Origin of the sequence: Bradyrhizobium sp. 172 (assembly GCF_023101065.1) — a bacterium.
GTDB classification, from domain to species: domain Bacteria; phylum Pseudomonadota; class Alphaproteobacteria; order Rhizobiales; family Xanthobacteraceae; genus Bradyrhizobium; species Bradyrhizobium canariense_D.
In genome coordinates, this window is the sequence record NZ_CP064701.1 from 4,415,300 (window position 1) to 4,430,247 (window position 14,948).

At 60.2% G+C, this 14,948-nt stretch carries 12 protein-coding genes and 2 pseudogenes; 5 read left to right on the plus strand and 9 right to left on the minus strand.

Annotated features, from left to right (window positions below; all coding sequences use genetic code 11):
- Positions 1–74: 74 nt before the first annotated feature.
- Positions 75–2,228: an autotransporter domain-containing protein gene (locus IVB07_RS21390; RefSeq protein ID WP_247362944.1), complete on the minus strand. Its 2,154-nt coding sequence runs from the start codon at positions 2,226–2,228 to the stop codon at positions 75–77.
- Between IVB07_RS21390 and IVB07_RS21395 the strand changes: the two genes are divergently transcribed.
- Positions 2,209–2,823, plus strand: a complete 615-nt coding sequence (locus tag IVB07_RS21395; protein WP_157642964.1) for a hypothetical protein — start codon at positions 2,209–2,211, stop codon at positions 2,821–2,823. The genes IVB07_RS21390 and IVB07_RS21395 overlap by 20 nt on opposite strands.
- Before the next feature lie 894 nt (positions 2,824–3,717).
- On the opposite strand, the gene IVB07_RS21400 is transcribed toward IVB07_RS21395, so the two are convergent.
- The gene (locus tag IVB07_RS21400) at positions 3,718–3,951 is read right to left on the minus strand and encodes a hypothetical protein (RefSeq protein ID WP_143274232.1); all 234 of its coding nucleotides are present in this window, start codon (positions 3,949–3,951) and stop codon (positions 3,718–3,720) included.
- Between the two features lie 427 nt (positions 3,952–4,378).
- Here IVB07_RS21400 and IVB07_RS21405 point away from each other — a divergent pair, with 427 nt between their 5' ends.
- Entirely contained in the window at positions 4,379–5,176 is a 798-nt protein-coding gene (locus tag IVB07_RS21405) for a helix-turn-helix transcriptional regulator (protein ID WP_204511029.1), read from the plus strand.
- Between the two features lie 1,224 nt (positions 5,177–6,400).
- On the plus strand, positions 6,401–7,024 hold the full coding sequence (locus IVB07_RS21415; protein WP_018456335.1) for a class I SAM-dependent methyltransferase: 624 nt from the start codon (positions 6,401–6,403) through the stop codon (positions 7,022–7,024).
- A gap of 82 nt (positions 7,025–7,106) precedes the next feature.
- On the opposite strand, the gene IVB07_RS21420 is transcribed toward IVB07_RS21415, so the two are convergent.
- The 6 genes and pseudogenes from IVB07_RS21420 to IVB07_RS21440 all read right to left on the minus strand — a co-directional run bounded on the left by IVB07_RS21420 (position 7,107) and on the right by IVB07_RS21440 (position 10,377).
- The gene (locus IVB07_RS21420) at positions 7,107–7,541 is read right to left on the minus strand and encodes an MAPEG family protein (RefSeq protein ID WP_039799692.1); all 435 of its coding nucleotides are present in this window, start codon (positions 7,539–7,541) and stop codon (positions 7,107–7,109) included.
- Positions 7,542–7,586: 45 nt separating this feature from the next.
- On the minus strand, positions 7,587–8,072 hold the full coding sequence (locus tag IVB07_RS21425; RefSeq protein ID WP_018456333.1) for an SRPBCC family protein: 486 nt from the start codon (positions 8,070–8,072) through the stop codon (positions 7,587–7,589).
- Complete coding sequence (locus IVB07_RS21430; protein WP_018456332.1) at positions 8,069–8,386, minus strand: metalloregulator ArsR/SmtB family transcription factor; 318 nt, start codon at positions 8,384–8,386, stop codon at positions 8,069–8,071. Before IVB07_RS21430 ends, IVB07_RS21425 begins: the two co-directional genes overlap by 4 nt.
- 202 nt (positions 8,387–8,588) lie before the next feature.
- Positions 8,589–8,713 (minus strand): annotated as a pseudogene (locus IVB07_RS40695) (GrlR family regulatory protein); the annotation flags it as partial.
- Between the two features lie 19 nt (positions 8,714–8,732).
- Entirely contained in the window at positions 8,733–9,716 is a 984-nt protein-coding gene (locus IVB07_RS21435) for a dienelactone hydrolase family protein (protein ID WP_026233144.1), read from the minus strand.
- Between the two features lie 322 nt (positions 9,717–10,038).
- Positions 10,039–10,377, minus strand: a complete 339-nt coding sequence (locus IVB07_RS21440; protein ID WP_018456329.1) for a hypothetical protein — start codon at positions 10,375–10,377, stop codon at positions 10,039–10,041.
- Positions 10,378–10,521: 144 nt separating this feature from the next.
- Between IVB07_RS21440 and IVB07_RS21445 the strand changes: the two genes are divergently transcribed.
- Entirely contained in the window at positions 10,522–11,874 is a 1,353-nt protein-coding gene (locus IVB07_RS21445) for an IS1182 family transposase (RefSeq protein WP_026233143.1), read from the plus strand.
- Positions 11,875–12,496: 622 nt separating this feature from the next.
- Positions 12,497–13,212: pseudogene (locus tag IVB07_RS21450) on the plus strand (DUF418 domain-containing protein).
- A gap of 411 nt (positions 13,213–13,623) precedes the next feature.
- Here the strand turns inward: IVB07_RS21450 and IVB07_RS21455 are convergent.
- The gene (locus tag IVB07_RS21455) at positions 13,624–14,442 is read right to left on the minus strand and encodes a methyltransferase domain-containing protein (RefSeq protein ID WP_018456327.1); all 819 of its coding nucleotides are present in this window, start codon (positions 14,440–14,442) and stop codon (positions 13,624–13,626) included.
- Between the last annotated feature and the right edge of the window lie 506 nt (positions 14,443–14,948).

The following is a 14,948-nucleotide window of genomic DNA, read 5'->3' on the forward strand; positions in this document are numbered from 1 at the left end:
TAGTTCACGCCGAGCGTCATCAAGTCATGGCACTGCTTGATCGTTTCCAACGGCACCGCTGCCACCCGAGGGGTTCACCACGCATATCGCACCACGCCCTTGCCGGCGTAGCTGCGCGTCACGCTGGAGAACTCGCCTTCGAATGTCGCGGCGGTCGACCAGCCGTTCATCCATCTGGTTTCGGCGGATGCCGTGACCAGCGCGGAGTCGGAAGCCTGCGCCGCGCCGTTGACGAAGAAGCTGGCGCCCGGCAGCGTCTGGAACGTCGCACCGATGCCGCGGTCGGGATTGAAATCATGCGCCCCGGCCACGCGGCCGCGCAGCGTCAGCATCGCGCTCTGCATGGCAAAGGATTTGTCGGCGCGGACGCCGAGTTCGCTGCGCGTGTCGGTCACGCTCTTCGCATTATAAGCGAGTGCAAAGGTGTTGGCGCCCGAGACGACACCTTCCGCATAGGCCGGCAGGCCGAAGGTGGTGAACTGGCCTGCCGCATACGGCGTGAAGCCAATCCCGCCGATCACGGGCACCACGAAGCGGTAGCCGCTCTCGACACGGCCGGACCAGGCATTGGCATTGAACTGCGCGCGCAGGCGATCGATGCCGGCGATGGTGATGGTGCGATCGGTGGTGATGTCCTGCCAACCATAGGCCAGCGCGCCGGAGAGATAAGCCGCGCCCACCGTGTGGCGCACGAAGGCGCCGGCCTGGAACAGGTCGGAGCGTCCGCCGCCGCCGTTGACGACGCTGAAATTGGTGCCGCCGCCGGCAAGTGCAAAGCCGACCAGCGTGTCGCGCGAGATGCGATAGTCGGCGCCGACAGCGGTGCCATAGAGGCTGCTGCTGGTGTTGTTCGAGCCGGCGATCGAGTTGCCGTCGGTTTTCTGCGAGCCGCCGAAGCCGGCCGCCCACACGCTCCAGCGCTGCTGGAACGGCACCGCAGCTGGTGCCTTGGTATAGATCGCCGCCAGCGCGTCGTTCGGGCTGCGCTTCCTCGCGGCATAGGCGAGCGCTTGCTCGTCGGCGTAACCGGTTGCGTTGCCGCCGGCGGTTGCACCGTCACCGCGCCCGGCGATGAACGGATCGGTCATCACCCCCATGAACTGGTTCATCGCATTGAAGGTGGACTGCTGCGACCCGGTCGCGGTTTCGCCGGAGACCTGCGTCAGGGCGGTGGCGAGACCGGAGCCGGTCAGAGCGAACAGCGCGTTGAAGCCCGCCGGCATGTTGGCGCCGGCCAGGAGCGCATTGTCGATTCCGGCCGCGACGTTCTTCTGGTTGATATTGGCATTGGCGGGCAGGTTCGGCGACAGCAGGCCGGGATCGACCGTCAGTAATACCTCGTTGCCGACATAACTCACCCGCGCATTGCGGGCGAAACTGTTGCCGGCGAGAACGCCCGCCGTGTCGAAGGTGCCGTTGACGGTGCCCGCGATCATGATGGTGTAGGTGGTGGTTGCGCTGATGCGCGCCAGCGGATCGACCGTGACCTTGCCCGCAAGGTTGGCGGTGCCGGTCACAACCGTCATGTCGCTCGATGCGCCCGATATCTGCACCAGATAGGTCGATGCCGCCGTCAATGTCAGGCTGCCGCTCACCGTCAGCGTGCCGATCGAATTGCCAGGCGCCAGCGTGCCGCCGTTGACGTTGGTGTTGCCGACGATGCCGCTGCCGCCGAGCGTGCCGCCGGAATTCACGGTGACGCCGCTTGCCGAGGTGATATCGCCGTTGACCGCCAGCGTGCCGCCGTTCACGGTGGTCGCGCCGGTGTATGTGTTGATAGCGGACAGCGTCATCGTGCCGGTACCAACCTTGACGAGTGAGGCGCCGGTGCCGCCGACAGCGCCACCGTCGGCAATGACACCGGTGACGTTGGTGGAGAGGTTGTTGCCGCCGACCGTCAATTCGTTCTGACCAAGGCTGAAGAGCCCGGCGCCATTGATCGAGCCGGCGCTGAGCTTGTGATCATTGTTGGGCCCTGTCGAGTCGCTGAAATCCGTAACGCTCGAAGCGCCGTTGGTGATGGCGGCGTTGCCGCCCGTCGCGAAGTTAGCGAATTCCAGGCTGCCGTTGTTGATGATGGTGGCGCTGCCGCCTGTGCTGGTGTCAGCGAATTGCAGCCCGTTGTTGTTGATGATGGTGGCGCTGCCGGCGGTGCTGGCGTCCAGGAAGTCGAACCCGCCACCGTTGGTAATGGCGGCGCTGCCGGCCGTGCTGGTGTTCGAGAACACCAACGACCCGGCACTGATAGCGATAGTTGCGTTGCCCGCCGTGCTGCTCATGGCAAATGTAAGGCCGTTGCTGCTGGCGATGATGGCGCTGCCGGCGGTGCTGGTGTCGCGGAATTGCAGTAGATTGCTATTGGTGATGCCGGCGCTGCCGGCCGTGCTGCTGTCGCGGAATTGCAGTACCCCGCTAGCGCTGATGGCTGCGCTGCCGGCCGTGCTGCTGTTGCGGAAAATGACGACGCTACCGGCTGCCCCGTTGATGGTGGCGCTGCCCGCCGAGCTGGTGCCGTTGAAGGCAACGGAGCCGCCGACGATGCTGGTGATGGCGGCGCTGCCTGCCGAGCTGCCGTCGCTGAAAACGAGCGAGCCATTGCGGTTGATGATCGTGGCGCTGCCGGCCGTGCTGCTGTTAGCGAAACTGATGGTGCTGCTGAAGCTGTTGGTGATGGTGGCGCTGCCGGCCGTGCTGCTGTCGTTGAAACCGATCGTGATGCCGTTTGCAGTGTTAGTGATGGTGGCGCCGCCCGCCGAGCTGCTGCCGTTGAAAGCGATGGAGCTCCGGAAGCCGCTGTTGGTGATCGTGGCGCTGCCGCCCTGAACGCTAATGCCGGCACCGCTGAAAGTGAGAGTTTGAAGGAAGTTGTGGTTGTCGAGAACATAGTTCGAGGCGCCTGGACTGAAGGTCCAACCGCCGACCGTGGTGTCGGCCGAGAGCGTCAGCGCGGTCGTGTTCGAGCTGCCAAACAATGCGGTGCCGACTGGCACCGTCGCCGGGGCCCAGTTTGCGGCGGTGTTGTAGTCGGCAGTGCCAGGGTTGGCCAGCCAGGTCGCATCCTGTCCCAACGCCGGGACCGCGATCCCGACCAATCCGGTTGATGCCAAACCCAGCAGCGCGGCCCGTCCGTTCGAAAACCGTCCAAAGCCCGACATTGCCCCACCTGACATCTTGTTGTGAATGCTGCTGCTGTTTTGCAGCCGCGTCGTCGAACCGAGCTTGACCTTCATGACGTAACTCCAGAAACGCTCTTGTTTGCCGTGTCGACGACAGGGAATGTCTCGCGACCGGAGCACGAAACAGAAAAGCGTTGCATGGCTGGATCCTTGAAAACGGCAAACAATCGTCACGGCGCGACGATTGCGAGGCGGGGTGGTATATCGGCAACGTGTTCTGCACGCGCTTAAGTTCTGCGGAGGCCCGCTCAACTATGTCGTTACGCAGAGAGAATCCGTCTTCCCAGTCACCGCGCCGAATATCGCGTCACACGAGGGGTCTGAGAACTACCTAGAAAGGTGGTTCGCTGCGATTTATGAGCGCCGGCGCATCGACTCCGCGGATCGGTTTGCAATCCAGGAGCGCCGTCAATCGCACGACAGGCATATCGGCTCAGGTTGGGAATGCGCGCCCTCGTTGCTCGAAACATGTCCGCAGATGATCCAGGCGGCGGCGTGCACGATGAGGAATGCGGCGGCGACTGCCAGCAGCCAGCCCGTTTCATTGTGGGCATGGGATCGGGCCGCCAATTTTGTTTGCGTCGCTCTGCTCGTCACCATTCTTGTTCTCCGGACGTTTTTTGGCTTCGTTTCCGAGCAAATGCTCACATTGGCGTATGACGCGGCTTGCCAGGCGGCGCCGCGACGCATGCAGTGCCGAGATGATGAAAGCGACGATGCCGTGCTCTTCTGACTCGACGAGCCGATCAGAAACCCGGCAGGCTGGCCGGATCATGAGATTTCCATGCAGATCAACTTCGGAGAACGACGGAAATGCATACAAAAGCGGCTTGATCAGGGAACGCTAACGCCCGGGGCGGATCGACACCCTTGCCGGTGGATGCTGCGCAAAGGCTGAGAGTGTAATCAGCAGCACCGCGGATGACAGGGCGAGGAAAAAACCGCGCCGCCGTCGCCTCTCCGTCCGGCCTTCGCCAGGCCTTTTAGGCCGGCGCGCGCCCGTCGTTGTACGCATCGTCGATCTCCCAATGTCGTTACGCTGAGAGAATCTGTATTCCCGGTAACCGGGCCGATATCGCGCCATTTTGTGCATCTGAGAACTACCTGGAAAGGTGGTTCGCTGTACTTTATGTATGCTCGCGCAGGTCGGAGGCCTCTGGGGTCGCCTCTGAGCTCGGCGGCCGGCACAATCTGGAAATGACATGCATCTCTCCACGGATCCCATCGATCCGCTAAATCAAGACGTCTATGCGCTCTGGGATCAGCTGGCCGACTTCTCGGTCGCCGACAGTGACGCTGCGCTGACCCACCTGCTGTCCGCACTGCGCACCATGTTGTCGGCACGCAATGTGCTGTGGGGCGTGGTCGTGCGATTGCCTTCGCCGAAGCGGACCGATCCCCTGCTCGGCTGGCGTCCGCGTCTCGTCAGGGTGCTGGACCCGATACCGGCGGTGGCGGCATCCGTGCAGAAGCAGTACGATACGCTCTGGTCCGACGACGTCGACCTGTCCCAGATCTTGTCAATGTCGGGCGACGAGCCGTTCCGCGTCCGCCTGCTGTTCGAAACGCTGCCGCCGGAATGGTTCAAGGGGAAGCACTATCGGCGCCACTATCTGGACGTCGGCTTCGCCGACAGCATCTCCGTGCGCATTGCGCTCAATGACGATTTGAGGATTCGCCTGTTCGTATTTCGTGATGCGCAGCAACCCCGCTTTACGGCACAGGACGGCCAGCGTCTGGGCTTCGTGATGCGCGCCTTGAGATGGTTTCACCGTCAACAATTGCTCAGCCACGGACTGCTCATCGCCAACGCGCCCCTCACACCCGCTGAACGCCGCGTGTTGCTCGGACTGCTCGCCGGGGACACGGAAAGGCAGATCGCGCAGAAGCTCGAGCAAAGTCCGAACACCACGCATTTCCACGTCAAGTCGATCTACGCCAAGTTCGCCGTGCGCAGTCGCCAGTCCCTCGCCGCGCTGTGGCTCGGCAGGCTGCGATAACGGGCTGAAGCCGCAGGGCTGCCCTGGATGCCCTTCCCTTTCTGGCTCGTCTCGGACCTCGCTGAGATGCAGGAAGACGAATACGACAGCCGATCGTTGATCACGTTGGCGCTCGTAGACTTGCCGAGGACAGCCAATTCTCGATTCGATGCGCACTTTCGGTTAGTCCGCTGCGCGGATCATAGCTTCCCGAAGGGGGCCATGGGGCAGCCTGTTTGCATCGCCTTCGAGGCGGTTAGCCTCGAGCATAAGCCTATTCTGCAACGACAATTTGGGTTGTACGGCTTTGGTGCGCATGGTGCTCTCCGGGTAGGAGGCGGGAGCGCGATACTCTCAGTCACCGATAGATGCCGATGGCGGGGCGGTGATCGGCTGAGTCTACGCCCTATATGTGGGTTAAGCCACTGATGCCTTGGACAAGCTGAGCGATTGCGACAAAGAAAGGCAGGACGGGGCTAAAATCAAACCGGGCCACTGAGGTGGGAAACAGGCCAGCGCCCTATCGAGGCCGAAATAGGCCGCTCTGAGTTTCGAAATTCCCCCTAAACGAAAACGCCACCAAGCCCAATAATGCTCAGTGGCGCCACGTTGGAACTGGAAACCGCAATCCTCCAGTAGACATTGGTCGGGACCGCCGGCGTTTAGGTTCAACGCGGCCTCACTGTTGCTCGGGTTTGCAATGGAAAGCGGCCTTCTTGGCAGGCGCAGCTTCGATTAATTCAGTTATGCCAACGAGCGTAATTCGGTCGGTGATACGCGATGCTATGTACTTGTACCGCGCAATGCGCTGGTCGATCTCGTCACATTTCTCACACATAGCTCACCGCGATTGTCAAAGGCGGGAGCGTGCAGGACTCTCTGTCACCGATAAAAGCCAAGGACCGGGCGGCGATCACGAGACTCTAAACCAGATACTCAGTTCCAGATACAGGAACGAATTTGGGCCACTTCTAAATCAATTTGGGCCGGTAGCGTGGGAAACCGGCTCAACGAGGCAATCTTAGAAGTGATCGCCAGCTCGGAATTTGCAGGTCATGGTCCGCCTTGGGTCACCTGACGAGATCGCCGTCCGGGTCTAGAATGCAGACCTCCGGACATGCTGCCGTGGCAGGCCGCGCTGTCGCCGCGCTTCACGCCGGAGCGCCGAGGGCGAGAACACTGAAGGGATGGAGTAATGCTTGCGGTCGAGTATTGGCGGGGTCAGCATGGAAGGGATCGGGTTTCATGACGATTTCAGGCCGGGCGGCCCATTGGGAGAACGTATACGAGAGCAAGGGCGAACGCGAGTTAAGCTGGTTCCAGGAGAGCCCGTCGCCTTCGCTCGAATTGATCGCACTGGCCGCCGCAGAGCTTACCTCACCGATTGTTGACATCGGCGGTGGGGCGGCTCGGCTCGTCGATGCGCTGCTGGCGGCTGGATATGCAGATCTGACCGTCCTTGATCTGTCCGACGCGGCGCTCGCGGCCTCGCGTGCACGGCTCGGTGCCGCTGGCGACGCCGTGCATTGGATCGTCGCCGATGTGACGACGTGGCAGCCAGCGCGCCATCATGACATCTGGCACGACCGTGCAGCGTTCCATTTTCTCACCGCGCCGGAAGAACAAGCGGCTTATGTCGCGTGCGTCCGAAGAACCGTAAAAATTGGCGGTCATGTCATCATCGGCACATTCGCAATCGATGGTCCGGAGAAATGCAGCGGCTTGCCCGTGACACGTCACACCGCTGACAGCATCACCGCACTGCTCGGCGCCGGCTTCACATTGACGGATCATCGGCGTCATAAGCACGCGACGCCGTGGCAATCGGTACAGAATTTCCAGTTCAGCAGCTTCATCAGATCATGCTGAATTTCACGCTGCAGCCCACGTCTGCAGGGCCACAACTTGCGAATTGCACAGATCGCTCGCTTCGGGCCAAAAGCCGCTGTCGTCAGGCGGCCAGCGTTGATACCCTAGGGATGGCTGCCAGGGCGGTTACGGCAATGAGGATGACCGTTACGAGGGCACCTGAAACATAGAGAATGGTTCTGACGCTGCCGCCTTTGGCCGCGTTACCGCCGCGCAAATAGACCGCAACGTGGATCAGACGAATTGCGACATAGACCCATACAAGCGTTGCAAGCGTGACGGGTCTTACCCCTGCCAACGTAGCCAGGACTGTCGGGACGACAAAAGGCGGCAGCGCCTCCACTGCGTTCATGTGGACGCGATCGATCCGGTACAGCAGGTTATCGTCATCCAACGGCAAGACAGGTCCGGAGAGTGCCCCGGCCCAGCCTTTGGAGAATCCTGAATAGACCGCCAGCAAAATTGACAGGAGGCAAAGGGCAAGCACCCCGACAATGCTAAGCCAGTAGGCTGTCATAAGGACCTCCGCAAATGCGATCACGTCGCATAGGTTACGCGGATATCATGCCTCGCGGGCTATCCGCTCGGCGAACCGTTTCAGGTAGAGCGGCCAACCCTGATCGCCTTCAACGCCTTCGCTCACGCCTTCCCTACCTTGGCCATGACGTTCGAGGTGACGGTGCTCAAGTTCCAATCGAGTCCGGCTTGGCGTCTCGGCAATGAACCGCACCTCCCATTCACTGGTCTTGTCTGGATCGGTTTCGATTTGCCAGCGCGGGCTGATGTCCCAGCTTAGAAGCACGCGATTCGGCGGTTCAAAAGCCAACACACGCGCCCAGCGGCATTCGCTGCCGTCGACACCTCGATCATAGATGTGACCGCCGACCCGGGGCTCGAACACGGTCTCTGCGATGGGCACGGAGAGCAGATTGTGCTCGCGTGGTTTGAAGCTGCCGAAGTCTTCCGTAAAGACCTTAAACGCGCGCTCGATAGGCGCCTCAACCACGATCGATTGTTTGATGGGTGCCGCCGATACACGGATGCTCATTTCTGGTCCTCCACTGATTTTTCTACGGCCACTTTGTACGCAGCCAGTGTGCTGCTCCAGAACCGGTCAAGCCAGGCGCGCATCTGGCTGAGCCCCGCTGGATCGATGTGATAAATGTTGCTGGCTCCCTTCGGCTCGGCACGAACCAAATGAGATTCGCGCAGCACCTTCAGATGCTGAGAGACGGCTGACTGGGAGACAGTCAGTTCACGGGTGAGTTCAACGACAGTGCGCGGCCGCGCGCCCAGCAATGCGAATATTCGTCTGCGGGTCGAATCGCCCAGAGCGGCCAGTTGCACGCTGTCTTTAGCCATGCTTCGCCGAAGGGTTGCCGTTACGGTAGCGGATCTATCATTAGCCATAACTAATGATAAGCATAAACTAATGATCTCGTCAAAACGTGCTGATATTGGGCCAGACGTCAGCTTGGGCTCACTTGCCGACCTCGCCGCGGTCGCACGTCAGGCCTGCGTTACCCTCTCGGCAGACATCCGAGATCTCTGAGTAACCGTTCTGGGCCCGCCTCATCAGCTTGAGCGATGCCGCCAATCGCAGGCTGCGCTTCCCAGCGAGTGCGATGCCTTCGAGCTCGCCGCGAGATAGTAGAAGAACGCATCGCCGCCCAGGATGCGGCCGTCCATCGCGCTCATAGATCGGCTGCTAACGGCTCTCGCCCTGGCGAACGAGAGTCTCTCGAAAGAAATTGATGATGCTGGCGTTGAACTCGCGATGGAATGCCGTCCTGTCGAAACCCGGCGGGTCAGTACAGAAGCGAGGAAGCTTCTCCGCGAACTCTGCCGTGCATGGCGACAGGAAAGCAAAATGACCGGCAGGCACCACGCGCACTTCCTTTTTGCCGGGCAGCGACTGAGCAACGAGCGCTGAGTTTTTCGGGTCTACGCCTGCGCCGCCAAACTCTGATCGCCAGATCAGCAGCGGGATTGTGATGTCTGCCAAGCGGTCAGCGGGAAAGGCAAAGTTAATTGCCGTATCGGCGAGCACTGCGGCTCGGATACGAGGTTCGTGAGGCAAGCTGCTTGGTATGTCGCCGCTACGGAGTTGCTCGCATGCCCGCGTTCGGTTCGCGTCCGAGCAGTAGAGCGCAAATCTCCGGAGATCGGGATTGCCGCCCGCCAACACCAATCCGGTATAGGCGCCGAGCGAAAACCCAAAGAAGCCGATCCTGGAGGAATCAATCGCAGCCCGGTCTTTCCAGTCATTCAAGATGAAATCAAGCAATCGGATAATGCTGGCGGGCCGGGTTGCCAGAATGGAAAGGCTGTCTCGTTGCGAGGAATCGTTTCCATTGTCACCCGGAAGGTTGATCGAGGCGACGACAAATCCAGCGTTTGCCAGGGCCTGCACCGTGTCATCGTGTTGTCCGAACCAACCGCCGCGTCCGTGCGAGACGATCACGAGTGGCAAGTTCGTTCCTGTGACGGGACAGTCCTTCGTACCTTCAATCGATTCAATGAATTGGACAGTGAGTTTGCCGAGGGGCACTCGTTGCGCCGCTGCTGCGCAAGGGTACCATATAGCGCCAGCCAGATTTGGATCGGTATCCAGAAGCTGAACACCGGCAGCTTGCACAGGCGACATCAAGCAGCCGAGTACGGCAGCACAGATCCAATACAGTTTGGCCATCAGTGCCCCCATTCGCCAGCGAACTCTCGGATCAAACTTGGCCGAACTGTGCCGCATTGACTGCCGCTACCAGCCTCGCGCAGCTTGCACGTCGGTCCGCCTCCCGCTGAGCCGCAAGCAAGCAAGATGAAAAGACCAATAAAACGCAGGGAAACGCGCCCATCGCAGCCCCGAACAACATGTGCGCAGCGTAGGTAGAGCTTGCCAAAAGGCAAGCTTCGGCTCTGTGACATTGTTCACAATTATAATCTGGCTGGTCGTCCGAACGTCTGCAACGGTTACAAGCCGACATCGCCGCGAGTCGCAGGGCCAGATACAGGCCCTAACGTTTGCTGGCAAACAGCTTGCGCTGCGCAAGATTAACGTAAGAATCGGGCCAATCGACCTCTCTCTTAGATTCCGGAAGAGATTGCCTCCGGTCGGCATACTCGAAGTACAGCGTCCCGTGGACACCTTGCGCATCGCGCTTCAAAATGGGGCGCCCCCATACGGGCGACAATATTCGCAAAGCCTGCTCTTCCCCAGCGCGTTCGGTAAAGTCCTCAATCAACTCCATGTCTTGGCCCGGGCCGGGAAAGATAGCAGCGAACTCATCATCGGTCGCTTGAAACAAGCTGAACGTCGCGTTGACCGCGCGATCTATAATCTGAATGTTCTTCAAGCTCTCCTCCCGGAATAGACGACCATAGGCTCTCTAGTACCGATGCACCGAAGTCCGCTGCAGGCCGATTCTGTTGAAAAAGTCGGCTGTTGCGGCGCAGATAGATCAGTGATTCAGTCTGTCTAGTTGGCAGGACTGAAGATCATGATGGGGCATCGGCAAGTCGAGCAAGCCGCTTTGTTCTATGAGTTCTCACTTGAGAAGCATATTCCCGCCGATCACCTGCTCAGGTCGATCGACAGGTTTGTTGACCTCGGAGAGATCAAGCGGGACCCGGCACCTTTCTACAGCAACATCGGTCGGCCTTCGATCGATCCGGAGCTCATGATCCGGATGCTGCTGATCGGTTACTGCTTCGGTATCCGGTCAGAGCGGCGCCTGTGCGATGAGGTTCACCTTAATTTGGCCTACCGGTGGTTCTGCCGGCTCGGTCTCGAGGGGGCGGTGCCGGATCACTCGACGTTCTCCAAGAACAGGCACGGCCGCTTCCGGCAAAGCGATCTCTTCCGACGCGTGTTCGAGTGCGTGTTGCGCCGCTGCATCGAGGAGCGGCTGGTCGGCGGTGAAGGGTTTGCAGTCGATGCGAGCTTGATCAAGGCCGATGCCAATCGGCAGAAGGGCATCGAAGGCGACAAGGGACTTCCGCCAGCGGCGGCCGGACGAGCCATCGATGAGTATCTAGCTGTCCTCGACGATGCAGCCTTCGGGGCAGCGACCGAAGTCACCCCCAAGTTCGTGTCGCCCTCCGACCCGGCGGCGCGCTGGACGGGGGCTCACGGTGGCCAAGCCTTCTTCGCCTACTCCACGAACTACCTGATCGACGTCGAGAACGCGATCATCGTCGATGTTGAGGCGACTACGGCGATTCGGCAGGCGGAGGTGCTGGCTGCCAAGCGCATGATTGAGCGCTCGCTCGAACGGTTCGATCTCTATCCAAGCCGGCTCCTCGGCGACAGCGGTTATGGCTCGGCCGAGATGCTCGCCTGGCTGCTCTATGAGCACGGCATCGAGCCCCACGTTACAGTGTTCGACAAGTCGGCCCGCACAGACGGGATCTTCTCGCGCGACGACTTCACCTATGACCATACCGGAGACGTCTATCGTTGCCCCGATGGCAAAGTTCTTACCACGACCGGAACGCTGGTGAATGATGGTGCCACCATGCTTTACCTGGCCAGTAAGCGCGATTGTGATCGCTGCGCATTGAAGCTCCGGTGCTGCCCCACGCAGGCCTCACGGAGGGTGCCACGCTCGATCTACGAGGGCGCTCGCGACATGGCGCGCCAGATCGCAAGATCATGGGAGGGTCGCACTTCTCGTCGGCTCCGCAAGAAGATCGAGATGCTGTTCGCGCACCTCAAGCGCATTCTCAAGCTCGATCGCCTGCGACTAAGGGGTCCGAACGGCGCGCGCGACGAGTTCACCCTCGCAGCCACAGCCCAGAACCTCCGCAAAATGGCCAAGCTGATCCCAATGCCAACCCCAAGGCTCGCATAAGAACTGGTGAGCCCTTCGTCCGCATCGCAACTCGTACCATTACAGCGAACTACTTCGGGCCTTTTTCAACGGAATCGGCCAATACCAGAACTGAACTGGCCCAATCTCCTCCCCCAACCTATAGTGCTCGCGCATGGTCGCCATAAGCTGTGAGAGCCGCTCCGGCCCTGTGAACCCAAGGCAGCGCATCGAAACTATCGATGTGCTTCGCGGCCTGGCGTTGCTCGGCGTCCTTGCTATTAACGTCGTCACTGAATTCCGCGTCTCAATCTTCGAGCAGTTCTTACCCGCCGGGCGACCGGCACCTCCGTTTGACCGCGCGGTCGAGACAGTCTTGATGCTCGCGGTCGATATGAAGGCATTTGCCCTGTTCTCACTGTTATTCGGAGTTGGACTTGCCATTCAATATGAGCACCTCTCGACGAACCCGCATCGCGCGCTTCTGTTGTTTCGCCGTCTGATCGCCTTGCTGACGTTTGGACTGATTCACCTTTTCCTGATCTGGAATGGTGACATTCTTACCGAATATGCGATCGCAGGGTTAGTCGTCCTACCATTCCTGTTTGGCCCCCGCTGGCTGCTTTCATGCGGCGCGGCGACATTCCTGGCGCTGTATTTGGCCATGCAGGTGTGGTCCCCTCCTGGATTGTTTCCCAGCTTGGCTTCGTTGCAAGGCCATGTGCTTGAAGCCAATCAGGTCTATGCAGGGGGCAGCTTCGGGCAGGTGCTGGCGTTCCGGGTCAGCGAAATCCCCGTGATCGTTCCTCTCCACATCTACGTATTCCCGCGGACGATAGGGCTATTTTTGATTGGTGCCCTCGTCTGGCGCAGCAATGCCTTGAGGAAGCGAGATCGTCCACTCCTGTTCTTGACAGCAATCAGCTGTACTGGGCTAGGCGCAGTCTTGATCCTCCTAAGAGTAAGCGGCGTCGTAGCGGGCGCCGGTCTCGGCGCACTGGCCACTCCCACAGGCACGATCCTGCTGGCTTTCGGCTACGGTGCAATGATCATCGCCGTCGCCGATCTGGCGAACGGCAAGCGATTGCTGGGCTGGGCTGCGCCGCTAGGGCGCATGGCATTCACGAATTACCTCGCTCAGTCCATGATCTTTGGCTGGATTTTCTACGGATACGGCCTCGGGCTATTTGGGCAGCTCGGGGCGGCGAAGCACTGGCTATCGGGCTTTTCGTCTACGTCTGCCAGGTATTTGTCAGCGGTTGGTGGTTAGACCGGTACAGGTACGGCCCGGTCGAATGGTTATGGCGGACACTGATGTACGGCATACTGCAGCCGATGTCTCATGATCGTCTGACCAGCTCGAGCAAGCGCCCAGCCTAGGTCTGCCAGGGGTCAAAGGCTGCCCTCTTCAGCCAGCATAACCTTGGTCGGGTCACTTGCACGAAGCGGACATCGCCGCGCTCTGGGCTGAGGTCAGCCACGGGCCAGAAGCGGGCATCGCCAAATGAGCCCCCCGCTCAAGCCTCATCGTGCACGGATGGATGAAGTTCACTCCCCTCAGGACGGTGCATCGCTCGGAGGTCGACGACCGGATGGCATTCGGCTTTGAACTTTAGGAGCTGAAGCTTGGAGGAGTTCGATGGAGCGCTTGATCAGCGCTACCATCGCGGCAGGACTGATAAGTGCAAAAGTGCACAAAAGTTCCCGTGCAAACCGGCGGATCATCCACTCCCTCGGGGGCCGCGCGGCTAGGCCAGCGGTCCGCTAAGGGCCATGCCATCAGCGGACGTATCAAGCGGTTGCGGTGAGTAGGTGAGCTGCTATCGGGAACGATAACCCGCTACTACCCACGTATTTTCCCAACTCCAACTTGGTATCTTCGGCCAGGTGTTCGCGAGCCACCTCGCTTGCTTGCGACACATGACTGGCCAGTGGCGAACCCGCAACATAGCTAAATACAAATCGTTCGACGGATGGAAACTCGATGGCACCGACCCTCCGTTGAACCGTGATATCCTGAAAGTTCGCAGCAGCGACAAGTCGGCTCAGCTGATCGGCATCGGCGAGTCCAAATGGAGCTCGCATGATTGTGGCCGCCGCTGGACCGATGTGGCGCTCCAGTATTTTGGCTAAAGATTCAAACCCGGGACTTTGATCGATGCCGCACCACACCATGAGGGCGAGCCTTCCCCTTGAAGATAGAACTCTGCGCATTTCGCGCAAAGCAGCTGGTCTGTCGGCGAAGAACTGGAGGCCGAGTTGGCAGTACGCAATATCAAACGCGCTGTCAGCGGACGGCAGTTTGTCTGCACTGGCCTCCTGCCATTGAACCGAGGCAGCGTCATCGGCCATCCCGAGCGATCGTGCCACGTTCAACATGCCAGGATTGAGATCGATGCCCGTCACGATCCCGGTAGGGCCCACCTTCACCGCCGCGAGGCGCGCCACTATTCCAGTGCCGCAAGCAATATCGACTACGCGTTCGCCCAGCTTCGGCCGAGCGAGGTCTATCAGGACGGGGGCCCATGGCCCAAACACAGCCGGGACCAACTCCCGTTCGTACACTTCGGGCGCACTACCAGCGACCTGCCACTGACCTTGCTGCTCCATCAGATGATGCCAAAAGGACGTTCGCTCCTGCGCTTATAGCTCAACACAGCGATGTCCGCCACGGGTGGTCAAAAGCGCGTCCGCTCCCTCAGCGAAGTGCAGGCTCTTTTCGAGCTTGACGGCGAAATAGTGCGAGGGGCGGCGGTGCAATCACAGCCCGATGGCATCGCTCCGCATCTTCGATCTGAAGTCGAAGATTTTCCAGTTCTGAGAGCCGGCAATAGAGGTCGTTGAGCCGAGAGGCCAGCTCAGCTTGAAAGTCCTGCATGATCGCCCCCATTACTCAAATTCGCTACCGAACCGCGAATTAAAGCAGCGGTCGTGCGCGGCTTCATTAAGGCATGTGAATCCCGTTGCGATCCCGATGAGTTCCGAGTATCGGAACCCGACCGTCCACTCCCTCGGGGGGAGCTCGATGCGTCGGACTCCGCGGTGGGTCAATAGCGCCGGTTTCGGCCGTGGGCAGTCAGGGCGGGCGGTCTACCCTCAACTTCAGACATGAGCGG